Source organism: Usitatibacter palustris (assembly GCF_013003985.1).
Classification (GTDB): Bacteria; Pseudomonadota; Gammaproteobacteria; order Burkholderiales; family Usitatibacteraceae; genus Usitatibacter; species Usitatibacter palustris.
The window spans coordinates 2,096,500-2,120,181 of the sequence record NZ_CP053073.1 but is presented as its reverse complement, the minus strand read 5'-3'; the positions used below and the strand labels follow the sequence as shown (position 1 = coordinate 2,120,181).

Below are 23,682 nucleotides of genomic sequence, written 5' to 3'. Positions count from 1 at the left end.
AAGACGCATGGCCAGCCTGACGCTCGAACATATCGACAAGACCTTTGGCACGGTCGAAGTCATCAAGGACGCGAACCTCGAGATCGCCGACGGCGAATTCGTGGTCTTCGTCGGTCCTTCGGGGTGCGGCAAGTCCACGCTGCTGCGGCTCATCGCGGGACTCGAGGAAGCCACGGCGGGTGATATCCGCATTGGCGGCGAGAGTGTGGTGCGCACGGCCGCGGCCGAACGCGGCGTGGCGATGGTCTTCCAGTCCTATGCGCTCTATCCGCACATGACCGTGCGCGAGAACCTGTCCTTCGGGCTCGAGAACATGCGCATGAAGAAGGACGACATCGCGCAGCGCGTGGACCATGCCGCGAAGCTGCTGCAGATCGACAAGCTCCTCGAGCGCAAACCCCGCCAGCTCTCCGGCGGCCAGCGCCAGCGCGTCGCGATCGGCCGCGCGATCACGCGCGACCCGAAGATCTTCCTCTTCGACGAGCCGCTCTCGAACCTCGACGCGGAGCTGCGCGTGCTGATGCGCCTGGAGATCGCGAAGCTCCACAATCGCCTGAAGAACACGATGATCTACGTCACCCACGACCAGGTCGAGGCGATGACGATGGCCGATCGCATCGTCGTCCTGCGCGGGGGCGTGATCGAGCAGGTCGGGAAGCCACTCGAGCTCTACAACAAGCCGCGCAACAAGTTCGTCGCGGGCTTCATCGGTTCGCCGCGCATGAACTTCGTGCCGGCGAAGGTCGCGGGCATCAGCGACGCGCGCTTCGACCTCGATTGCGGCGAGCTGGGCACGCTCACGCTGCCGCGCTCGGGCCTCGCTCTCCAGGAAGGCCAGCCGGTCACGTTCGGTATCCGCCCCGAGGATCTGGTCGTTGCTGACGCTGCGAGCAACGCGTGGACGATCAAGGTCGATGTCCTCGAGCAGCACGGCTCGAATACCTACCTGCATTGCACGCCGCCCGCGGGCACGGGGCTGCTGGTTCACCTCCCGGGCCAGAGCGAACTCAAGGAAGGCGACCGCCTGTACGTGCGGCCGCTCGAAGGGCGCTGGCACGTCTTCGGCCAGGACGAGCAACGACTCGAGCCGGTGGCCTACTGACATGAACACGGTCGGCATCGACGTCGGCACCTCCAGCGTGAAAGTCGCGCTGGTGGGCGAGGACGACCGCGTGATCGCCACCGCGAGCCGTCCGCTCGAGGTGAGCCGGCCCAAACCCGGATTCAGCGAACAGGATCCGCAGCATTGGTGGCAGGCGCTCGTCGAAGGGCTCGACGAGCTGAAGGCTAAGCACCCTTCCGAGCTCGCGGACGTCGTTGCGATCGGTCTTTCGGGACACATGCACGGCGCCACACTGCTCGACGACAAGGGCGAGGTGCTGCGCCCGTGCATCCTGTGGAACGACGTCCGCAGCATGGCGCAATGCGAGGCGCTCACGGCGAAGTGGCCGGGCCTGCATTCGGTGACCGGCAACCTCGCGATGCCGGGCTTCACGGCGCCCAAGCTCATGTGGGTGCGCGAGCACGAGCCCGAGATCTTCAAGCGGGTTGCGAAGGTGCTGCTGCCCAAGGCCTACGTGCGCTATCGGCTGTGTGGCCTCTATATAGAAGAGATGTCGGATGCCTCGGGCACGTCGTGGCTCGATGTCGGCGCGCGCGACTGGTCCAAGGCTGCGCTCGATGCCACCGGCATGCGCCGCGACCAGATGCCCGACCTCGTCGAGGGGGACGCCGTTTCCGGCGAGCTCAATGCCGAGCTCACGCGCCGCTGGGGGTTCAAGCGTGCTCCGGTGATCGCCGGTGGCGCCGGTGACAACGCCGCGGGTGCAGTGGGCCTCGGGGCGATCCACGCAGGCGACGCGTTCGTCTCGCTCGGCACCTCGGGCGTGCTCTGGGCGACGACGGCGGCATTCGCGCCGGCACCGGCCCGCGGCGTTCACGCGTTCTGCCATGCCGTTCCCAATACGTGGCACCAGATGGGCGTCCTGCTTTCCGCGGCGGGAAGCCTTGCCTGGTGGTCGCAGGTTGCAGGCGCTGATGAAGGCAAGCTGCTCGCTGAGATCGATGCCTCGCGGGCTTCGTCCGCGTGCTGGTTCGCGCCGTACCTCAACGGCGAGCGCACGCCGCACAACGATGCCGCCGTTCGTGGCGGCTTCGCGGGACTCGACGGAAGCTGCACGCGCGCGGACATGACGCTCTCCGTACTCGAAGGTGTTGCCTACGCGATGCGCGATGCGCAGGAGGCGCTGGCGAGTGCGGGCACGAAGCTCTCGGAAGCCGACATCATCGGCGGTGGAGCGCGGTCGCCACTCTGGTCGCAGCTCATGGCCGACGTTCTCGGAATTCCACTCCACCAGGTGGCCGAGAGCGAGATCGGCTGCGCCCTGGGCGCGGCACGCCTTGCACGGCTTGCCGCCGGCGAACCGCTCTCGAGCCTCAAGCGGCCCGCGCGCGTTCGCACCTTTGCGCCGCGTGCCGATCGCGTATCCCTGCACACCGCGCGCCATCGCCATTGGCAGGGGTTGTATGCCGCGCTCTCGGGCTGGGCCCGCGCATGAAGAAACCCTCGCGCATGAAGAACCCCCCGTCCTTCTTCCACGGCGTACGCACGCCGAAGTACCGGTGGTACAAGCCGGACAAGAAGGTGCTGGGCCGAACGATGGCGAAGCAGCTGAGGTTCGCCGCGTGCTACTGGCACAGCTTCGTGTGGCAGGGCCAGGATCCGTTCGGGGCCGGGACGTTCCTTCGCCCGTGGCACGCATCGGGCGACGCATTCAAGCTCGCGCGCCTGAAGACCGACACCGCGTTCGAGCTGTTCGAGTTGCTCGGCGTGCCGTACTTCACGATGCACGACCTCGACCTCGCGCCCGAGGGGGCCACGCTGCGCGAGACGAACCTCAACGTGCGGCGCATGGGCGAGGTCGTCCAGCGCAAGATGGAAGCGAGCGGCGTGAAGCTGCTCTGGGGCATGGCCAACCTCACCTCGAATCGCCGCTACATGAGCGGGGCCGCGACCAATCCCGATCCGGAAGTGTTCGCGTATGCGGCCGGGCAGGTGAAGAACGCGCTCGAACTCACGCACGACCTGGGCGGCGAGAACTACGCGCTGTGGGGCGGGCGCGAGGGCTACGAGAGCCTGCTCAACACGGACGTGTCGCGCGAAGTCGAGCAACTGGGGCGCTTCCTGTCGCTGGTGGTGGAGCACAAGCACCGCATCGGCTTTCGCGGCCCGATCCTCATCGAGACCAAGCCCGCGGAGCCGACCAAGCACCAGTATGACTTCGATGTCGCGACGGTCTACGGCCTGCTCGCCCGCTTCGGGCTCGAGAAGGACGTGCGGATCAACATCGAGCAGAACCATTCCATCCTCGCCGGCCACTCCTTCGAGCACGAGATCGCGCTCGCCCGGGCACTGGGCATCTTCGGCTCCGTCGACATGAACCGCGGTGACGAGACGCTCGGCTGGGATACGGTCCTGTTCCCGACCAACCTCCCGCAGGTCGCCCTCGCGATGTACCACGTGTTTCGCGGCGGCGGCTTCACCACGGGCGGCGTGAACTTCGATGCGAAGGTGCGGCGACAGTCGATCGACGCCGACGATCTCGTGGTGGCACACGCGGAGGCGATGGATCTGTGCGCCCGCGCGTTGCTCATCGCGGAGAAGATGATCAACGACGGCGAGCTCGCGAAGCAGGTCGACGCGCGCTACGCCGGCTGGAAGGGCAAGCTGGGCCGGGAGATCCTCGGCCGCAGGAAAACGCTCGCGCAGCTTGCCGCGCATGTCGAGAAGAACGACATCGAGCCGCAACCGCGCTCGGGCCGCCAGGAGCGGCTCGAGGCGCTCGTGAACAGTTACCTCTGAATACTGAAACGGAAATCCCCACCATGAAAAAAGCCCTTCGCTTCTTCGAACAGACCAAGCCCGTCACCTTCAAGTACTACAAGCCCGAGAAGAAGGTCCTCGGCCGTACGATGGAGCAGCAGCTGCGGTTCGCAGCGTGCTACTGGCACAGCTTCGTCTGGCAGGGCCTCGATCCCTTCGGTGGCGACACGTTCCAGCGGCCCTGGCACGCGGTGGGCGGCGACCCGATGAAGCAGGCGGAGATGAAGGCCGATGTCGCCTTCGAAATGTTCCGGCTGCTGGGCATCCCGTTCTTCAGCTTCCACGACCGCGACATCGCCCCCGAAGGCGCGACGCTGCGCGAATCGAACCGCAACGTACGCAAGATCGGCGAGATCTTCGAGAAGAAGATGCGCGCCAACAAGGTGGGCCTCCTGTGGGGCACGGCGAACCTCTTCTCCAACCGGCGCTTCATGTCGGGTGCCGCCACCAATCCGGATCCCGAAGTCTTCGCCTATGCCGCGGCCCAGGTGAAGAACGTCCTCGAGCTCACGCACGAGCTCGGGGGCAAGAACTACGTGCTGTGGGGTGGCCGCGAAGGCTACGAGACGCTGCTCAACACCGACGTGGGCCGCGAGCTCGACCAGCTCGGGCGCTTCCTCTCGCTGGTGGTCGAGCACAAGCACAAGATCGGCTTCAAGGGCATGATCCTCATCGAGCCCAAGCCCGCGGAACCCACGAAGCACCAGTACGACTACGACGTGGCGACCGTGTACGGCTTCCTCAAGCGCTACGGGCTGGAGAAGGAGGTCAAGGTGAACATCGAGCAGAATCACGCGCTCCTCGCCGGCCACTCGTTCGAGCACGAGATCTGCATGGCGCATGCGCTGGGCATCTTCGGCTCGATCGACATGAACCGCGGCGACGACCAGCTCGGCTGGGACACCGACCAGTTTCCGAACAACCTGCCGCAGATGGCGCTCGCGATGTACCACATCCTGCGCGCCGGCGGCTTCAAGAACGGCGGGGGTCTCAACTTCGATGCGAAGGTGCGCCGCCAGTCGATCGATCCGGACGATCTCCTTGCCGCGCACGCCGACGCGATGGACCTGTGTGCCCGTGCGCTGCTGATCGCCGAGAAGATGATCGACGACGGGGAGCTCGCGAAGCAACTCGACGCGCGCTATGCCGGGTGGAAGGGCAAGCTCGGTCGCGAGATCCTGGGCGGCAAGGTGTCGCTCGCGCAGCTTGCGAAGCACGTCGAGAAGAACAACATCGAGCCCCAGCCGCGCTCCGGCCGGCAGGAGAAGCTCGAGGCGCTGGTCAACCGCTACATCTGAGGAGAGAAGCATGAGGGTGGGTTCGTTCGGCGCCGCCGTGGCGCTGCTGGCGGTCGGGTTGCCCGCGTGGCAAACCGCCCATGCCAAGGGTGAGCTGGTGGGCGTGTCCTGGTCCAACTTCCAGGAGGAACGCTGGAAGAAGGACGAAGGCGCTATCCGGGCCGCGGTCGAGGCCGCGGGCGGCAAGTACATCTCGGCGGATGCGCAGGGCTCGAACGAGAAGCAACTCGCGGACGTGGAGGCGCTGATCGCCAAGGGCGCGAAGGCGCTGATCATCCTCGCGCACGACGCGAGCGCGGTGCTTCCCGCGGTCGCGAAGGCGAAAGAAGCGCGCGTTCCGGTGGTCGCCTACGATCGCCTCATCCAGGACAGCGGCGTTCTCTACCTCACGTTCGACAACGTCGAGGTGGGCCGCATGCAGGGGCGCGCCGTGCTCGCCGCCAAGCCCAAGGGCAATTACGTCTTCATCAAGGGTTCGCCGACGGATCCGAACGCGGACTTCCTCAATGCCGGCCAGCGCGAGGTCCTGAAGCCCGCGATCGACAAGGGCGAGATCAAGATCGTGGGCGAGCAGTACACGGAGAACTGGGCGCCGGAAGTCGCGCAGAAGAACATGGAGCAGATCCTCACGAAGAACAACAACAAGGTCGATGCGGTCGTCGCCTCCAATGACGGCACCGCGGGAGGCGTCGTTGCCGCCCTGCGGGCGCAGAACATGGTGGGCGTGCCGGTGTCGGGCCAGGATGGCGACGTCGCGGCGCTCAACCGCGTGGCCAAGGGCGAGCAGACCGTGACGGTGTGGAAGGATGCGCGCGAGCTCGGCAAGGCCGCGGGCACTTTCGCCGTGCAAATGGCGGCGGGCACGAAGCTCGCCGACGTGAAGGGTGCGACGGTCTGGAATGGCGGCAGCAAGAAGCTGCCGATTCCCTCGGTGTTCCTGAAACCGCTGCCGGTGACGCGCGACAACCTCAACGCGGTCATCGACGCCGGATGGGCGACCAAGGCGCAGGTGTGCGCGCGCGTGGAAGCCTCCAAGGCGCCGGCCGCGTGCAAGTAATAAGCTAGTCCCGATGCGAACCTGGCTAGAGCGCGCGGGCTTCGACGCGCGCTTCACCTCCCTGTTGCTCGCGCTCGCGATCATCTGGGGCGCGCTCGCCTTCGCGACCGGCGGCATCTTCGTCACGCCGCGCAACCTGTATAACCTCTCGATCCAGACCTGCGTCACCGCGATCATGGCCTGCGGCATGGTCTACGTGATCGCCGCGCGCCAGATCGACCTGTCGGTGGGCTCGCAGATGGCGTTCACCGGGATGCTCATCGCCATCGCGCAGACTGACTGGCTGGGCGCGGACTCGTCGTGGGGCTGGCTCGGCTCGATCGCGATCGGCATCGCTGCCGGGATGGCGCTCGGCGCCTTCCAGGGCTGGTGGACGGCGTATCGCGCCGTGCCGGCCTTCGTGGTGACGCTCGCCGGATACCTCATGTTCCGCGGCGCCGCGTTCATGGTCGCCGACGGCCAGACGCTCGCACCCCTGGCGACTCCTTATCAACGCCTCGGTGGCGGCGTGAACGGATCGATCGGTCCGCTGTGGAGCTGGCTCCTGGGCTTTGCCGCTTGCGCGTGGGTCGTCGCACAGGCGCTGCAGGCGCGCCGATCGCGGGCTCGCTTCAACGCGACCATGCCACCGGCCTGGGCCACGGGGGTCAAAGTAGCCGTATCGTGCGCCGCGGTGCTGGGCTTCGTCGCGGTGATGAATGCCTATCCGGATCCGGCGAGCACCGCGGACGGCGGTGCAGCGGTGGGGAAGGGGATCGGCCTGCCGGTGCTCATCCTCGTCTTCGTCGCGATCGCGCTCACGATCCTCGCGCAGCGCACGCGCTTCGGCCGATACGTCTTCGCGTACGGAGGCAATCCCGAGGCCGCGCTTCTCTCGGGGCTGCCCACGAAGCGCATCCTGCTCTACGTGTTCGTGCTGATGGGCGCGCTCGCCGCGATCTCGGCCGTGATCACCACCTCGCGCCTCAACGCCGGTACGCACTCGATTGGCCAGATGGCCGAGCTCTACGTGATCGCCGCGGCCGTGATCGGCGGCACCTCTTTGGCGGGCGGGGTGGGCACGATTCCCGGTGCGATCGTCGGCGCCGTCATCATCCAGAGCCTCGACAACGGCATGGTGCTGATGGATGTCTCGAGCGCCAAGCGGCAGATCTTCATCGGCGCGATCCTGATCGCCGCCGTGTGGTTCGACGGCATCTACTCGAAGCGGCAGTCGCAATGAGCCCGGCCCTCGTCGAGATCCGCTCGCTCAGCAAGCACTTCGGCGGCATCCAGGCCGTCGACCACGTGAACGCGTCGCTGCACGAGGGTGAAGTCGTGGGCCTCCTCGGCCACAACGGCGCGGGCAAGAGCACGCTCATCAAGATCCTCTCGGGCGTGTTTTCCCCGGACGAAGGCGAGATCGTGGTCCGCGGCGAAGCGAAGACCTTCGCAAGCCCGCGCGAGGCCCGAGCCGCCGGCATCGAAACCATCCACCAGACGCTCGCACTCGCCGAGAACCTCGACGCGCCGGCGAATCTGTTTCTTGGCCGGGAGCTGCTCACACCGTGGCGCACGCTCGACTCCGACCGCATGGAACACGAGGCGTTGCAGGTGATCACGCGCGTGAATCCGAACTTCCGGGACATGCGCAAGCCCGTGCGCGCGATGTCGGGCGGCCAGCGGCAGACCGTCGCGATCGCCCGGGCGCTGCATTTCAACGCGAAGATCCTCATCATGGACGAGCCGTGCGCCGCGCTCGGCCCGGCGGAAACGCGCATGGTGCTCGACACGATCCTGCGGCTGAAGAAGGAAGGCATCGGCATCTTCCTCATCAGCCACGACATGCACGATGTTTTCGAGGTCTGCGATCGCGTGACGGTGATGAAGAACGGCGCGGTGGTCGATACCGTGAACGTGGCCGACGTGACGCGCGACGAAGTGCTCGCGATGATCATCGCCGGCGAAAAACCGCGCGTCAGCCGCGCAGCCTCCCAGGACCGTCCATAAATGGAATACCGCAAGCTCGGCCGCACCGGCTGGAAGGTCTCGACCGTGAGCTTCGGCGCCTGGGCGATCGGCGGCACGTGGGGCCCGGTGGACGACGCCGAGTCGATGGCCGCCTTGCATCGCGCGCTCGACCTCGGCGTGAATTTCTTCGACACCGCCGACGTGTACGGCGACGGCCGCAGCGAGCGGCTCCTCGCGAGGCTCCGCAAGGAACGCAGCGAACCCTTCCATGTGGCCACCAAGGCCGGCCGCCGTCTCAACCCCCATGTCGCCGAGGGCTACTCGCGCGAGAACCTCACGGCATTCGTCGAACGCAGCCTCCGCAACCTCGGCGTCGAGGCCCTCGATCTGCTGCAGCTGCATTGCCCGCCGACGCAGGTCTACTACATGCCCGAGGTGTTCGGTGTCCTCGACGATCTCGCGGCGGCCGGCAAGGTGCGCTTCTATGGGGTCAGCGTCGAGAAGGTCGAGGAGGCACTGAAGGCGATCGAGTACCCGGGCGTGCAGTCGGTGCAGATCATCTTCAATATCTTCCGGCAGCGGCCCGCGGAGCTGCTGTTCGCCGAAACGAAGCGCCGCGGCGTCGGGGTGCTCGCTCGCCTGCCGCTTTCATCCGGCTTGCTCGCGGGCAAGCTCACGGCCTCGAGCACGTTCGCCGCGGATGACCACCGGCAGTTCAACCGGGGAGGCGCGGGCTTCGATCGCGGCGAGACCTTCTCGGGCCTCGATTACTCGGTGGGGCTGGCTGCGGTCGAGGAGTTGCGTGCCCTGGTGCCCAAGGGCCACACGCTCGCCCAGATGGCCATCACGTGGATCGGCATGCATCCGGCTGTGACGTGCAGCATCCCCGGCTGCAAGCGTCCCGCCCACGTCGAGGAGAACATGGCCGCGGCCGATCTCCCGTTGCTCACGCCCGCGACGATGGACGCCATCGCCTCCATCTATCTGCGCCACGCCAGGCCACTCGTCCACGCCCGCTGGTAGCGGGTGGCTTACGCGCAGACGCGGCGTACGCCTACACCGCACAAGCACGGCAAGTCCTAAGGTGACGCTTATCCCGCCACGTCGGCGGTCCTGTCACGTCTAGGAGGATTCACGATGAACAAGAAACTGGCTTGCGCGCTTGGCGCGACGACGCTCCTGCTCTCCGTGCAGGCTGCGGCGCAGGTGACGTTCTATGAGCACGACAATTTCCGCGGCCGCACCTTCGGCCCGGTCAACAACGTCAGCAACTTCGAGCGGACGGGCTTCAATGACCGCGCCTCCTCGGCCGTTGTCGAACGTGGCCGCTGGGAAGTCTGTTCGGATGCGAATTTCGGCGGCAACTGCGTGGTGCTTCGCCCCGGCAGCTACGACAACCTCGAGCGCATGGGCCTGAATGACCGCGTTTCGTCGGTCCGCAAGGTGAGCGGCAACGCCTCGTCGCGCGCCTATCGCGATTCGCCGGAACCGCTGCCCGTCTACGAGTATCGCCGCCGTCCGAACGAGAAGCTCTATGAAGCGAACGTGACGAAGGTGCGCGCGGTCGTGGGCGACGCCCAGCAGCAACAACGTTGCTGGGTCGAGAAGGAAGAAGTGCGCGCGGACGGTAGCGTCGGCGGCGCGGTGGTTGGCGCGATCCTCGGCGGCGTGCTGGGTCACCAGATCGGCAGCGGCAAGGGTAATGACGCAGCGACCGCGCTCGGCGCGATCGGCGGCGGTGCCCTCGGCTACAACAAGGACCGCATCCGCGGTGGCACGGAAACCCGTGACGTCCAGCGTTGCGAGAATGTCGCCTCGAGCTACCAGCCCCAGTACTACGACGTGACGTACAACTTCCGCAACCGGGAGCACCACGCGCAGCTCGCGGCGCCCCCCGGCCGCACGATCACCGTGAACCAGAACGGTGAACCGCGCGGCTGAGTAGTCGCAACACCGGCAACAACCTGAATGCCTGGAGGGCCTAGCCCTTCAGGCATTTGCTCATGAATGCACGGCGCTCGTCGCCGTGCAGGTCGTTCTTCTTCGCGTCCGCGTTGCAGGTCTTCATCTTGTTCTGCTGAGAACCGGGGCCGTAGGCCGCGAGCTTCTCGCACTTCGCGAGCGCCTTCTCGCGCTCTTCGCCTTTCAGGGCCTTCGCTTCCGTGGTGCATTGCGTCGTGGCCGTCTCCTGCGGCTTCGTGTCGACCGCGGCCGAAGTGGAGAAGGGGATCGCGAGCGCGCAAGCGATGAGGGACGTGACCAGCGTTGCTTTCATGGGATGCCTCCCGGCGTGTGGATGGAGGCGTCATGAAACCGCGATTGCGGTGCGTTGCCGAGCGAGAATCGCTCGGTCGTGCGGGCGATTACGCCGCGTGAATGTTGGTGCCCGGGGCTGGATTCGAACCAGCACGGCCTTGCGGCCTGAGGATTTTCTTACCACTTCGGCTTTAGCCGCCTCCTTGCGGAGTTCGTGGTCTGGAGCACGCCTTCACCCTGGCCTTGCGGCTTTAGGTGCCCGCCGTCTGCTCTCTACACCTTCTCCATGAGGAGCTTGGCTCGGCGTTGGCTCGGGCTCGCGCCCAGGGCTTTCACCGAATTTGACGGGTTCCACTTCCAGCGTTTCCGCTAGAGCGCTCAATCCTTCCTAAGTCCTCTGTGTCTACCGTTTCACCACCCGGGCATCTCGCTCTGCATAGAAAGTATCACGAAGGCTCAGCCAGGACGGCTTGCAGCGCAAGGCTATAGCGCTTCGACCTTAACCAGCCTCGGACGGCATCGGGCGTGACGCCCCGCTCGCGCGCGTAGTGCCTTATCCCACCACAGCGCTCGATGCCAAAAATGATTTCGGCGAGAGGCGGAATGTGGGCATATCTAATGTTGCGCCCTTTGTATGTGGGTGTGAGCGCGTGGCAATTGGGGCAGAGCAAGCGAAGGTTGGCGAACTCGTTGTTCGTTCGATCCCCATCTATGTGGTCGAGCTCCAGCGGAATAGGTTGACCTTGCCATACGGTGTTCCCACACATCTCGCAGCGAGGCTCCAGATACCCAGCGCGAATCAATCGGATACGAAGCTTATTGCTTTGGAAGCTGCTGCCACGTGCGAGGATCTCGACGAGTGGTCGTATGGGTACATGCGGGTTCGGCCTGCCGCGGAGGTGCGCTTGACCCGTCCAATGCGATGTATCCGCATGAAGTGCAAGAATGCGCGCTCCAATGCTCGCGTAGTTGCCGCCACAGGCGCGCAATCCCAGCACTCTTAGCGTCGCCGCGAGCGAGCGTGATGCTTGGACAGCCTGAAGGAGTTGTGCGTCAGTCCAGGTTCGCCTTCGGCCCATAGTGGAGACCCCATAGAGGGAAACGTTGAGCTTCCAACGCCCCTTTTCTCCACGTGGCCTACTGCCAGCGTTCGGGCGACTGCGATCGTTCGAGTGTAGCGGGACGTGCACCACCACGGCGCTGATTGGAACAAATTTGCTTGTACTGTAGGGCTCGTCCGACGGTTTCGTCCGTCGGCGGCCTGTAGGATGGATTGGGTGACCGACCCCACTTTCCTGCAGCGACTGCTCGAGCCCGTCGCGCGCTTTTTCGCGCCCGAGATGCGGGACAAGCTCGCCGACGAGGAACCGCCGCTGCGATCGGAGCTCTTCAGCGCCGACCAGATGGAGCAGCACGGCAAGAACCTCGCGCTCTCCCACCGGCTGGCGACCGGGCGCTCCCGCGACCGCCTCCTGGTGCGCCTTGCCGAGAACGCCGCCGTCCTCGACGAAGTGGGTGAGCTTCTCGTCGAGACCGTGGCCGCGAACGAACGCATCACGCCCGCCGCGGAATGGCTGCTCGACAACTTCTACCTGATCGAAGAGCAGATCCGCACGACCAAGCGGCACTTGCCCAAGGGCTACAGCCTGGAGCTCCCGAAGCTCGCGCGGGGTCCTTCGGCGACGCTGCCGCGCGTCTACGACCTCGCGTTCGAAGCGATCTCCCACGGCGACGGCCGGATCGACGAGGAAAGCCTCTCGCGCTTCGTCGCCGCCTACCAGACCGTGGCCCCGCTCACGATGGGCGAGCTCTGGGCGTTCCCGATCATGCTGCGGCTCGCGTTGATCGAGAACCTGCGCCGGGTCGGTACCCGGATTGCCACCGCGATGAGGGAACGCGAGCGCGCCGGCGCCTGGGCCGACCAGATGCTCGAGGTCGCCGAGCACGATCCCAAGAACCTGATCCTGGTGATCGCGGACATGGCGCGCTCCAATCCGCCGATGGTGAGCGCGTTCGTGGCCGAGCTCGTGCGGCGGCTGCAGGGGCAGAGCGCGGCGCTTGCCTTGCCGCTCACGTGGATCGAGCAGCGCCTGGGCGAATCGGGTTTCTCGATCGAGCAGCTGGTGCAGGTGCAGGCGCAGACCCAGGCAGCGGTGCAGGTCTCGACCAGCAACTCGATCGGCAGCCTGCGGTTGCTCGGGGCCATCGAGTGGCGCAAGTTCTTCGAGTCGACGAGCGTCGTCGAGCAGAAGCTGCGCGAGGATCCCGGTGGCCTCTACGGGCGCATGGACTTCGCCACGCGCGACCGCTATCGCCACGCGGTCGAGGAGATGGCCCGCGGGAGCTCGCTCGGCGAAGGTGACGTCGCGCGCAAGGCGATCCAGCTGGCCTTCGAGGCGGCCAAGGGCGCTGGGGGGACAGGCGATGGCGATGCCGACCGTACCGCGCATGTCGGCTATTACCTGGTCGATCGGGGCCGGCAGAAACTCGAGCAGGCGGCCGGCGTGCGGATCACCGCGGCCGAGGGCCTTCGTCGCGCGACCCGGCGCGTCGCCTTGCTCCCATACCTCGGCGGGATGTTCGCCATCACGGCAGGACTCACGGCGGCGCTGCTTGTGTTCGCCTACGACTATGGAGTGCGCGTCTCCACGCTGCCTGCGCTGGGCGTGCTGCTGCTCATCGCGCTCAGCCAGCTCGCCTCGGGGGTCGTCAATTGGCTGGTGACGCTGGTCGTCAAGCCGAGGGCACTCCCGCGGATGGATTACTCGAGCGCCATTCCGTCGCAGTCGCGCACGCTTGTAGTCGTGCCCACGATGCTGACCTGCCTCGAGGGCATCGACCACCTCGTCGAGGCGCTCGAGGTGCGCTTCCTCGCCAATCGCGATTCGCACCTGCACTTCGGGCTGCTCACGGACTTCCTCGACGCGGCGACCGAGACTTGTATCGAGGACGACCTGCTGCTGTGGCGCGCGAGGAAGGGCATCGAAGACCTGAATGCGAAGTACGGGCACGTCGATCCGGCGACCGGCCAGGTCGCGGCGGACCGGTTCTATCTCTTCCACCGCCCGCGCCGCTGGAACGCGAAAGAAGGCGTGTGGATGGGGGAAGAGCGCAAGCGCGGCAAGCTCGCGGCCCTCAATGCGGTGCTGCGCGGCAACGGGGAAGGGGGGTTCTCGCTCGTCGTCGGTGATACGGAAAAGCTCACCGGCGTGCGCTACGTGATCACCCTCGATACCGATACGCAGTTGCCGCGCGATGCGGCGCGCGAGATGGTCGCCACGATGGCCCATCCGCTCAACCGCGCGCGATTCGAGCAGGGCGGCCTCGTCACCGAGGGCTACGGCATCCTGCAGCCGCGAGTCGCCATCAGCCTGCCGGGCGCGAATCGTTCGCTGTACGCGCGCTTGCACGGCGGCGACACGGGCATCGATCCGTATACGCGCGCGGTGTCGGACGTCTACCAGGATGCGTTCGCCGAAGGTTCGTTCATCGGCAAGGGCATCTACGACGTCGATGCCTTCGAATGCGCGCTCGCGGGGCGCTTCCCGGAGAACCGGATCCTCAGCCATGACCTCATCGAGGGTTGTCACGTGCGCTCGGGCCTGCTGAGCGACGTGCAACTCTACGAGGACTACCCCGCGACCTACGGCGCCGACATCAGCCGCCGGCACCGGTGGGTCCGCGGCGACTGGCAGCTCTTCGGGTGGCTGCGCGCGCAGGTGCGAGGGGCGGGCCCGCGCCACTTCCCCAACCCGCTTTCGTGGCTGTCGCAATGGAAGGTCTTCGACAACCTGCGACGCAGCCTCGTCCCGGCCGCGCTCACCGCGCTGCTCATCCTGGGCTGGACCGTGCTCGGCCACGCGTGGCTGTGGACCCTCGTGGTGATCGGGATCCTCGTGCTGCCTTCAGCCATCGCGCTCTTCGCGGACCTGTTGCGCAAGCCGCGCGACATGCCGCTCCGGCAGCATCTCGAAGCGACCATCGCCTCGGCCGGCCGCCACGGTGCCACGGCCCTGCTCACGCTCGCGTTCCTCCCTTACGAAGCCTCGGTTAATGTCGATGCGATCGTGCGAGCGACGATGCGCATGATGTTCTCGCTTCGCGGCTTGCTCGAGTGGACACCCTCGGCCGTGGTGCGCGATCGCCACGGGTTGCTCACCGCGATCCGGACCCAGTGGGCCGGGCCCGCGCTGGCCATCGTCCTGGGCGTCGTGCTCGAGCGCCTCGCGCCGTACTCGCTGGCCGTCGCCGCACCGGTACTCCTCCTCTGGTTCATCTCGCCGCTCCTCGCCTGGTGGATCAGCCGCCCCGTGGTGCGCCGCAAGCCGCAGCTCGATGGCGAACAACTCGTGTTCCTGCGCAACCTCGCGCGCCGCACGTGGGCATTCTTCGATACCTTCGTCGGCCCCGAGGACAACTGGCTTCCGCCCGACAGCTACCAGGAGCATCCCGGGCCGGTGGTGGCGCATCGAACGTCACCGACGAATATCGGCTTCTCGCTGCTCGCGAATCTCTCGGCCTACGACTTTGGCTACATCCCGGCGGGTCAGCTGCTCGCGCGGACCGCGGGTGCGCTCGAGACGATGGTCGCCATGGAGCGCTTCGAGGGCCACTTCTACAACTGGTACGACACACGCTCGTTGAAGCCCCTGCGGCCCCTCTATGTTTCCGCGGTCGACAGCGGCAACCTGGGCGGGCACCTCATGACCCTCAAGCCCGGACTTCTCGCGCTGGCCGACGATCGGGTCATCGATCGCCGCTGGTTCGAAGGACTGGGCGATACCGCGCGCACGCTTGCAGAGGCTGAACGCGGAGCGGCTACGGTGCCGCTTGGGCGCCTGCAGCGCGCGCTCGAGAGCGCCTACGACGCGCCACCCACCACGCTGGTCGCGGCGCGCGAACGGCTCGATGCGTTGGCGGCGCATGTCGATGAAGTCGCGGCGCTGGTGACGGGCGAAGGCGATGCGCGCGCGTGGGCCGATGCGCTCGTGCGGCAGATTGCGGGATTGCGCGAAGAGCTTGCAACGATCGCGCCCTGGAGCGACACCGAAGGCGGCGCCGAGCGCTGGCCGGGCCGGGATATTCCGACGCTTCGAGAGATCGCGGCCTTCGAGGCCCGTGCGCTCCCGGTCGAGGAGCGGCACGCCACGCAGCGCATGGCGCTCATCGAACGCCTCGCGGCGCAATGCGACGAGCTTGCGCGAATGGAATACGCGTTCCTCTACGACAAGTCGCGGCACTTGCTCGCCATCGGCTACAACGTGGGCGAGCGCAGACTCGACGCGAGCTTCTACGATCTGCTCGCTTCCGAAGCGCGCTTCTCGAGCTTCGTCGCCATCGCGCAGGGGCAGCTCCCGCAGGAGAACTGGTTCGCGCTCGGCCGCCAGCTCACCGCCGCCGGCGGTCGTGGCGTGTTGCTGTCGTGGAGCGGCTCGATGTTCGAGTACCTCATGCCGGTGCTCGTGATGCCCGCGTACGAGAACACGCTGCTCGAGCAGACGGGGCAGGAGATGGTCAAGCGGCAGGTCGCGTACGGCAAGCAGCGCGGCGTGCCGTGGGGCATTTCGGAGAGCGGCTACAACGCCGTGGACTCAGCGCTGAACTACCAGTACCGCGCGTTCGGCGTGCCCGGCCTCGGATTCAAGCGCGGACTCGCCGACGATCTCGTGGTCGCGCCCTATGCGTCGGCGCTCGCGTTGACGGTCGACCCGGAAGAATCGTGCTCGAACCTGCAACGCCTTGCGGGCGACGGGATGGCCGGCCGCTACGGCCTCTTCGAGGCGATCGACTACACGCCCGCGCGCGTGCCTCGCGGCCAGTCGAGCGTGATCGTGCGTTCGTTCATGGCGCACCACCAGGGAATGATCCTGCTGTCGCTCACGCATGTCCTGCTGGGCGCCCCGATGCAGAAGCGCTTCACGTCGGATCCGTTGGTCAAGGCCACGCTGCTGCTCCTGCAGGAGCGCATTCCCAAGGTCATGCCGATCGATTCGCATCCGGCCGATCTCGCCGAGGTGCGTGCCGTCACCGCGGGCACGGACGCACCGGTGCGCGTGTTCGCAACACCCAACACGCCGATCCCCGAGGTGCAGCTGCTCTCGAACGGCCGCTACCACGTGATGGTGACGAACGCCGGCGGCGGCAGCACGCGCTGGCGTGATCTTGCGGTGACGCGCTGGCGCGAGGACGGCACGGCCGACCCGTGGGGCACGTTCTGCTACATCCGCGACGTGGCGACCGGCGACTTCTGGTCGGCTTCGCACCAGCCCACGCTCAAGCAGCCCGAGCACTACGAGGCGATCTTCACCGAGAGCCGCGCGGAGTTCCGCCGGCGCGACAACGACTTCGAGACGCATACGGAGATCGCGGTCTCGCCCGAGGACGACATCGACCTGCGGCGGCTGCACATCACCAATCGCGCGCGGGTGCGCCGCACGATCGAGGTGACGAGCTACGCGGAAGTGGCGCTGGCACCGAGTGCGGCCGATGCGCTGCACCCGGCGTTCTCCAATCTCTTCGTGCAGACCGAGTCGGTGGCGCGCGGGCAGGCGATCCTCAGCACGCGGCGTCCGCGTGCGCGCGACGAGAGCGTCCCGTGGATGCTGCATCTCATGTCCGTTCACGGTGCGGCTTCGCAGGACGTCTCCTGGGAAACGGATCGCATGGCTTTCATCGGCCGGGGCCGTTCGCTTGCCGATCCGATCGCGATGGCGGAAGCCGGGCGGCTTTCAGGCGGGCAGGGCTCGGTGCTCGATCCCATCGTCTCGATTCGCCATCGGATCGTGCTCGACCCGCAGCAGACCGTGACGATCGACCTCACCTCGGGGGTTGCGGAAACGCGCGAGGGGGCCCTGGGCCTCATCGCGAAATACCAGGACCAGCGCCTCGCCGATCGCGTGTTCGATCTCGCCTGGACGCACAGCGGCGTGACGCTGCGGCAGATTAACGCGACGGAATCGGATGCACAGCTCTACTCGCGCCTCGCGGGTTCCGTGATCCACGCGAACGCGACGCTGCGCGCCGAGCCCGGGATCATCGCGAGGAACCGCCGCGCGCAGTCCGGCCTCTGGAGCCACGCGATTTCCGGCGACCTGCCGATCGTCGTCCTGCAGATCGGCGACTCGGACAACATCGACCTCGTGCGCCGCATGGTGCAGGCGCACGCGTACTGGCGGCTGAAGGGCCTCGCGGTCGACCTCGTCATCTGGAATGACGACCGCGGCGGTTATCGCCAGGTCCTCCAGGACCAGATCATGGGTCTCGTTGCGGCGGGCGTGGAAGCGCACGTCATCGACCGCCCCGGCGGCATCTTCGTGCGTCGCGCCGAGCAGATTGCCGACGAGGACCGCATCCTCCTCAATGCCGTGGCGCGCGTGATCATCACCGATCGCCGCGGCAGCCTCGCCGAGCAGGTGATGCGCCGCGGGCCGGCGGAGTCGCGCCTGCCGCGCTTCGCGCCGAGCCGTCCGTACAAGCCCGAAACCGAGACTATTGAACCGCCGTCGCGCGACCTGATCCTCTCCAATGGACTGGGCGGCTTCGCGGCCGACGGTTCCGAATACGTCATCACGATGCGTGCCGGCGACGCGACGCCGGTGCCCTGGGTGAACGTGGTCGCCAATCCCGATTTCGGCACGGTGATCTCGGAGAGCGGCGGCGCTTATACGTGGAGCGAAAACGCGCATGAGTACCGCCTCTCGCCCTGGCACAACGATCCGGTGCGCGACGAGAGTGGCGAGGCGTTGTACCTGCGCGACGAGGAGACCGGTCATTTCTGGTCGCCCACGCCGCTGCCGGCACGCGGCGCGGGTACCTACGTGACACGCCATGGTTTCGGCTACAGCGTCTTCGAGCATCGCGAGGACGGTATCGAGACCGAGCTGTGGGTGTACGTCGCGCTCGATGCGCCGGTGAAGTTCTCCGTGCTCAGGATGCGCAATGTGTCGGGCCGCGCGCGCCGTGTATCGGCGACGGGCTATGTGGAATGGGTCCTTGGCGACCTGCGGCCCAAGACCGCGATGCACGTGGTGACGGAAGTCGACATGAAGAGCGGCGCGCTGTTCGCGCGCAACGCCTACATCACCGAGTTCCCCGGGCGCGTCGCGTTCCTCGATGTCGACGACTCGACGCGCAGCGTGACCGCCGATCGCACGGAATTCCTGGGGCGCAACGGCGAGATGCGCGACCCGGCGGCGATGTCGCGCGCGCGCTTGTCAGGCAAGGTGGGACCGGCGCTCGACCCGTGCGGGGCCATGCAAGTGGTCGTCGATCTCGCGGAGGACGAAGAGCGCGAGATCGTTTTCCGGCTTGGCGTGGGCCGGCACGCGGAGGAAGCGGCCGCACTCGTCCAGCGATATCGCGGTCCGATCGCGGCGCGGGCTGCTTTCGATGCGGTGCGTGCGCAATGGTCGCGGACGCTGGGCGCCGTCCAGATTGAAACGCCCGATCCCGCCATCAACGTGATGGCCAATGGCTGGCTGCTCTACCAGACCGTGGCGAGCCGGCTGTGGGCGCGCAGCGGCTACTACCAATCGGGCGGCGCCTTCGGATTCCGCGACCAGCTGCAGGACACGATGGCGCTCGTGCATGCGGAACCGGCACTGGTTCGCGAGCACCTCGTGCGCAGCGCGGGACGCCAGTTCCTCGAAGGCGACGTGCAGCACTGGTGGCATCCGCCTTCGGGCCGGGGCGTGCGCACGCGTTGCTCCGACGACTACCTCTGGCTGCCGCTCGCGGCCGCGCGCTACGTGAAGGCCACGGGCGACGCCTCCGTCCTCGACGAGGAAGCCGCGTTCCTCGAAGGCCGGCCCGTGAATGCCGGCGACGATTCGTACTACGACCTGCCCAATCGCTCCTCGCAGTCGGCCACGGTCTACGAACACTGCCTGCGCGCGGTCGAGCATGGGCTGCGCTTCGGCGCGCACGGCTTGCCGCTGATGGGATCGGGCGACTGGAACGACGGCATGAACCTGGTCGGGATCAAGGGGACGGGCGAGAGCGTGTGGCTGGGCTTCTTCCTGTGTGCCGTGCTCGAGCAGTTCGCGGAGGTTGCGCGCCTGAGAGGCGACGCAACGTTCGCTGACAAATGCGAGACGCAGCGCGTCGAGCTGCGCCGCAACCTCGATCGGCATGCGTGGGACGGCGAATGGTATCGGCGCGCGTATTTCGACGACGGCACACCGCTGGGTACCGCGTCAGGCACCGAGTGCCGCATCGATTCGGTATCGCAGAGCTGGTCGGTGCTCTCGGGAGCGGGCGAGGCCACGCGGGCCCGTACGGCGATGCTCGCGCTCGATGAACGCCTCGTGCGCCGCGACCATTCGCTCGTGCAACTTCTCGATCCACCCTTCGACAACAAGTCGGGACTCGATCCGGGCTACATCCGCGGCTACGTCCCGGGCGTGCGCGAGAACGGCGGGCAATACACGCATGGTGCGATCTGGGCGGCGATGGCCTTCGCGGCACTGGGCGATCGCGAACGCGCGTGGGAGCTCACGAGCATGATCAATCCGCCCAACCGATCGAGCTCGCCCGAGGCCAGTGCGACCTACAAGGTTGAACCTTATGTGATCTGCGCCGATGTCTACGGCGTGGCGCCGCACACAGGCCGCGGCGGATGGAGCTGGTACACGGGATCGGCGGGCTGGATGTACCGGCTCGTCATCGAGTCACTGCTGGGGATCTCGCGCGAAGGCGACCGGCTGCGGTTCACGCCGTGCCTGCCGCCGGCCTGGAACGCAGCGACGATTCGCTACCGCTTCGGCGCGTCGGTGTACGAGATCGTCGTGGAGCAGGGTGCGGCGGGAAGTGGCGCGACTCGCGTGACACTCGATGGCGCTGCGCAACCGGACAACTCCATTGCGCTGGTCGATGACAACAGCAGCCACCGCGTGGCGGTGGCCGCCGGCTGAGCGTTACGCCATTGCCTTCTCAGGCGTCATCGAGAGGTTCATCCGGTCGATCGCCTTCTTCAGGTTCTCCATCGACGTCGCGAAGCTGATGCGCAGGTAGCCTTCCATGCCGAACGCCGAGCCCGGCACCGCGGCCACCGCGAGGGGTTGCTCCATCAGGTACTCGCACAGCGCGGCGTCGGTCGGGGCCTTCAGCTTGCCGTTCTCGTGCAGGCGACGGATGGCCTCGCGACAATCAGGGAAGACATAGAACGCGCCGGCGGGATTCGCGCAGCGAACGCCCGGAATGCGGTTCAGTCCTTCGTAGACGAACTTTCCGCGCTCCTTGAACGCCGCCACCATCGGCACCATGCACGACTGGTCGCCGTTGAGCGCCGCTTCGGCCGCGTACTGCGAGATCGACGAGGGATTCGACGTGGAGTGCGACTGCACGTTCTCCATCGCGGTGATGAGCTCTTCCGGCCCGCCGCAATAGCCGATGCGCCAGCCGGTCATCGAGTACGCCTTCGAGACGCCGTTGAGCACCACGGTGCGGTTGTAGAGGTCCGGGCACACGTTGAGGATGTTCACGAACTTCGAGCCGTCGAGCAGGATGTGCTCGTACATGTCGTCGGTGGCGATCACGATGCGCGGATGCTTGCGCAGCACGGCGCCCAGCGCTTCGAGGTCCGCCTTCGTGTAGATCGCGCCCGAGGGGTTCGAGGGGCTGTTGATGATCATCATCCGCGTCTTCGGCGTGATCGCGCGCTCGAGCTGGGCGGCCGTGATGCGGAAGCCCTGCTCGATGCCGGCCTGGATGAAGACGGGCGTGGCGTCGGCCATCATCGCCATGTCGGGATACGAAACCCAGTAGGGCGCGGGGATGATCACCTCGTCGCCCTTGTCGAGCAGCGCCATGCACAGGTTGAAGCAGCTCTGCTTGCCGCCGCATGAAACCAGGATCTGCTTCTCGGTGTAGTCCAGGCCGTTGTCGCGCTTGTACTTGGCGATGATGGCTTTCTTGAGCGTGCCGGTGCCGCCGGCGGGCGTGTACTTCGTCAGCCCCTTGTTCATGGCCGCAATGGCCGCATCTTTGATGAATTGCGGCGTGTCGAAGTCCGGTTCCCCGGCACCCAGCCCGATGATGTCCTTGCCCTCGGCTTTCAGCTTGGCCGCCTTGGCGGTCACGGCGAGGGTCGGGGACGGCTTGATGGCGTTGAGGCGGGCGGCGACGAGCGACATGGGTTCTCCGGGCGGGTTGGGACGCTGCTTTTCGACATTTTAACCCGTAGAATCGAGAGTTTCGCCGGACGCGTGATGGAAGTCGTTACCTACCCCAACAGTCCCTTCCGCCTGCACCAGCCGTTCGCTCCCGCGGGCGACCAGCCGCAGGCCATCAAGAAGCTCGTCGAAGGCATCGACGACGGCCTTTCCTGGCAGACGCTGCTGGGCGTGACGGGCTCGGGCAAGACCTTCACGATGGCGCATGTCATCGCGACGACCGGCCGCCCCGCGCTCGTGATGGCGCCCAACAAGACGCTCGCCGCGCAGCTCTACGCGGAGATGCGCGAGTACTTCCCCGAGAACGCGGTCGAGTACTTCGTCTCCTATTACGACTACTACCAGCCCGAGGCGTACGTGCCCTCGCGCGACCTGTTCATCGAGAAGGACTCCTCGATCAACGAGCACATCGAGCAGCTGCGCCTGTCGGCGACGAAGAGCCTGCTCGAACGGCCCGATGTGATCATCGTGGCGACGGTGTCGTGCATCTACGGCATCGGCGACCCCGAGGACTACCAGGACATGCGTCTGCTGCTGCGCGAGAAGGATCCCGTGCCGCAGCGCGGGCTGCTCGCGCGGCTCGCCTCGATGCAGTACTCGCGAAACGACATCGATTTCCGGCGCGGCACGTTCCGCGTGCGCGGCGACACGATCGACATCTTCCCGGCCGAGCACGGCGAGACCGCACTTCGCGTGTCCCTGTTCGACGACGAGATCGAGACGCTCACACTCTTCGACCCTCTCACGGGCGAGCTCCTGCACCGCATCCCGCGCTTCACGCTCTACGCGAAAAGCCACTACGTCACGCCGCGCGACACCGTGCTGCGGGCGATCGAGGCGATCAAGGTGGAGCTGCGCGAGCGCATCGACTATTACCAGCAGAACGGGCGCCTGCTCGAGCTGCAGCGCATCCAGCAGCGCACGCACTTCGATCTCGAGATGCTCCATGAGTTGGGCTTCTGCAAGGGCATCGAGAACTATTCGCGCCATTTGTCGGGCCGTGGCCCGGGCGAACCGCCGCCGACGCTCATCGATTACCTCCCGAACAACGCGCTGATCGTCGTGGACGAATCGCACGTGACGATTCCGCAGGTGGGCGGCATGTTCAAGGGCGACCGGTCGCGCAAGGAAACGCTGGTGGAGTACGGCTTCCGCCTGCCTTCCGCGCTCGACAACCGGCCGCTCAAGTTCGACGAGTTCGAACGCCAGGTGAAGCAGGCCATCTTCGTTTCCGCCACGCCGGCTGATTACGAAGCCAAGCACGCCGGCCAGGTCGTGGAGCAGCTCGTGCGTCCGACGGGCCTTGTCGACCCGCACGTGGAAGTGCGGCCGGCAACGACCCAGGTCGACGACCTGCTGTCGGAAGCGAACAAGCGCATCGCGGTGGGCGAGCGCGTCCTGGTCACGACGCTCACCAAGCGCATGGCCGAGGACCTCACCGAGTACCTCGCAGAGCACGGCATCAAGGTTCGCTACCTGCACTCGGACATCGAGACGGTCGAGCGCGTCGAGATCATCCGCGACCTCCGCAAGGGCATCTTCGACGTGCTCGTCGGTATCAACCTGCTGCGCGAAGGCCTCGACCTGCCCGAGGTGTCGCTGGTCGCCATCCTCGATGCGGACAAGGAAGGCTTCCTGCGCTCGACGCGCTCGCTCGTCCAGACGATCGGCCGCGCCGCGCGGCACATCAACGGCACGGCGATCCTCTACGCGGACAAGATGACCGAGTCGATGAAGTCGGCGATCGGCGAGACCCAGCGGCGCCGCGCGAAGCAGGAGGCGTTCAACATCGAGCACGGCATCGAGCCCAAGAGCGTGTCCAAGCGCATCAAGGACCTGATCGACGGCGTGTACGACCCGGAGGCCGCGAGGGATACGCGCGCAGCCGCTGAAGAGGAAGCGAAGTACGAAGCCCTGGGCGAGAAGCAGCTCGACCAGCGCATCCGCAAGGTGGAGAAGGAAATGCTGGAGGCCGCGAAGAACCTCGAGTTCGAGCGCGCCGCCCAGATGCGAGACGAGCTGAAGAAGCTGCGCGACCGCCTGCTCAACATCGCCGGCGAGGGCTGA

The 23,682-nt window shown here is 66.6% G+C and carries 13 protein-coding genes; 11 read left to right on the top strand and 2 right to left on the bottom strand.

What is annotated here, in order from left to right; translation table 11 throughout:
- The first annotated feature begins 7 nt into the window (after positions 1–7).
- The 9 genes from DSM104440_RS10415 to DSM104440_RS10375 all read left to right on the top strand — a co-directional run bounded on the left by DSM104440_RS10415 (position 8) and on the right by DSM104440_RS10375 (position 10,129).
- Positions 8–1,102, top strand: a complete 1,095-nt coding sequence (locus DSM104440_RS10415) for an ABC transporter ATP-binding protein (RefSeq protein WP_171162349.1) — start codon at positions 8–10, stop codon at positions 1,100–1,102.
- A 1-nt stretch (position 1,103) separates the two neighbouring features.
- Positions 1,104–2,558, top strand: coding sequence for a xylulokinase (xylB, locus tag DSM104440_RS10410; RefSeq protein WP_171162347.1), 1,455 nt, complete (start codon positions 1,104–1,106; stop codon positions 2,556–2,558).
- Positions 2,555–3,862 (top strand): xylose isomerase, encoded by a 1,308-nt coding sequence (gene xylA, locus DSM104440_RS10405; RefSeq protein WP_171162345.1) that lies wholly within the window; start codon positions 2,555–2,557, stop codon positions 3,860–3,862. Before xylB ends, xylA (DSM104440_RS10405) begins: the two co-directional genes overlap by 4 nt.
- Positions 3,863–3,885: 23 nt before the next feature.
- A complete protein-coding gene (gene xylA / locus DSM104440_RS10400; RefSeq protein WP_171162342.1) occupies positions 3,886–5,181 on the top strand; it encodes a xylose isomerase in 1,296 nt (431 codons plus the stop codon).
- Between the two features lie 10 nt (positions 5,182–5,191).
- The gene (xylF, locus tag DSM104440_RS10395) at positions 5,192–6,238 is read left to right on the top strand and encodes a D-xylose ABC transporter substrate-binding protein (RefSeq protein WP_171162340.1); all 1,047 of its coding nucleotides are present in this window, start codon (positions 5,192–5,194) and stop codon (positions 6,236–6,238) included.
- A gap of 13 nt (positions 6,239–6,251) precedes the next feature.
- Complete coding sequence (locus DSM104440_RS10390) at positions 6,252–7,460, top strand: sugar ABC transporter permease (protein ID WP_171162338.1); 1,209 nt, start codon at positions 6,252–6,254, stop codon at positions 7,458–7,460.
- Positions 7,457–8,227 (top strand): ATP-binding cassette domain-containing protein, encoded by a 771-nt coding sequence (locus tag DSM104440_RS10385; protein ID WP_171162336.1) that lies wholly within the window; start codon positions 7,457–7,459, stop codon positions 8,225–8,227. Before DSM104440_RS10390 ends, DSM104440_RS10385 begins: the two co-directional genes overlap by 4 nt.
- The gene (locus DSM104440_RS10380) at positions 8,228–9,211 is read left to right on the top strand and encodes an aldo/keto reductase (RefSeq protein WP_171162333.1); all 984 of its coding nucleotides are present in this window, start codon (positions 8,228–8,230) and stop codon (positions 9,209–9,211) included. It abuts the gene before it with no gap.
- Positions 9,212–9,325: 114 nt separating this feature from the next.
- Complete coding sequence (locus tag DSM104440_RS10375) at positions 9,326–10,129, top strand: beta/gamma crystallin-related protein (RefSeq protein WP_171162331.1); 804 nt, start codon at positions 9,326–9,328, stop codon at positions 10,127–10,129.
- Between the two features lie 40 nt (positions 10,130–10,169).
- Here DSM104440_RS10375 and DSM104440_RS10370 read toward each other — a convergent pair whose 3' ends face one another.
- Positions 10,170–10,463, bottom strand: coding sequence for a PsiF family protein (locus tag DSM104440_RS10370; protein WP_171162329.1), 294 nt, complete (start codon positions 10,461–10,463; stop codon positions 10,170–10,172).
- Positions 10,464–11,712: 1,249 nt separating this feature from the next.
- On the opposite strand from DSM104440_RS10370, the gene DSM104440_RS10365 reads away from it, so the two are divergent.
- Complete coding sequence (locus DSM104440_RS10365) at positions 11,713–20,355, top strand: glycoside hydrolase family 94 protein (RefSeq protein ID WP_425509635.1); 8,643 nt, start codon at positions 11,713–11,715, stop codon at positions 20,353–20,355.
- Positions 20,356–20,358: 3 nt separating this feature from the next.
- On the opposite strand, the gene DSM104440_RS10360 is transcribed toward DSM104440_RS10365, so the two are convergent.
- Positions 20,359–21,576 carry a pyridoxal phosphate-dependent aminotransferase gene (locus DSM104440_RS10360; protein WP_171162327.1) on the bottom strand — a complete coding sequence of 406 codons (1,218 nt, stop codon included), beginning with the start codon at positions 21,574–21,576 and terminating at the stop codon, positions 20,359–20,361.
- Between the two features lie 75 nt (positions 21,577–21,651).
- Here DSM104440_RS10360 and uvrB point away from each other — a divergent pair, with 75 nt between their 5' ends.
- Positions 21,652–23,682, top strand: a complete 2,031-nt coding sequence (gene uvrB, locus DSM104440_RS10355) for an excinuclease ABC subunit UvrB (protein WP_171162325.1) — start codon at positions 21,652–21,654, stop codon at positions 23,680–23,682.

Bases quoted from the DNA above. Each gene is read 5' to 3' on its own strand.
- DSM104440_RS10415 (WP_171162349.1), top strand. From the start codon at position 8: ATGGCCAGCCTGACGCTCGAACATATCGACAAGACCTTTGGCACGGTC.
- xylB (WP_171162347.1), top strand. From the start codon at position 1,104: ATGAACACGGTCGGCATCGACGTCGGCACCTCCAGCGTGAAAGTCGCG.
- xylA (WP_171162345.1), top strand. From the start codon at position 2,555: ATGAAGAAACCCTCGCGCATGAAGAACCCCCCGTCCTTCTTCCACGGC.
- xylA (WP_171162342.1), top strand. From the start codon at position 3,886: ATGAAAAAAGCCCTTCGCTTCTTCGAACAGACCAAGCCCGTCACCTTC.
- xylF (WP_171162340.1), top strand. From the start codon at position 5,192: ATGAGGGTGGGTTCGTTCGGCGCCGCCGTGGCGCTGCTGGCGGTCGGG.
- DSM104440_RS10390 (WP_171162338.1), top strand. From the start codon at position 6,252: ATGCGAACCTGGCTAGAGCGCGCGGGCTTCGACGCGCGCTTCACCTCC.
- DSM104440_RS10385 (WP_171162336.1), top strand. From the start codon at position 7,457: ATGAGCCCGGCCCTCGTCGAGATCCGCTCGCTCAGCAAGCACTTCGGC.
- DSM104440_RS10380 (WP_171162333.1), top strand. From the start codon at position 8,228: ATGGAATACCGCAAGCTCGGCCGCACCGGCTGGAAGGTCTCGACCGTG.
- DSM104440_RS10375 (WP_171162331.1), top strand. From the start codon at position 9,326: ATGAACAAGAAACTGGCTTGCGCGCTTGGCGCGACGACGCTCCTGCTC.
- DSM104440_RS10370 (WP_171162329.1), bottom strand. From the start codon at position 10,463: ATGAAAGCAACGCTGGTCACGTCCCTCATCGCTTGCGCGCTCGCGATC.
- DSM104440_RS10365 (WP_425509635.1), top strand. From the start codon at position 11,713: ATGGATTGGGTGACCGACCCCACTTTCCTGCAGCGACTGCTCGAGCCC.
- DSM104440_RS10360 (WP_171162327.1), bottom strand. From the start codon at position 21,576: ATGTCGCTCGTCGCCGCCCGCCTCAACGCCATCAAGCCGTCCCCGACC.
- uvrB (WP_171162325.1), top strand. From the start codon at position 21,652: ATGGAAGTCGTTACCTACCCCAACAGTCCCTTCCGCCTGCACCAGCCG.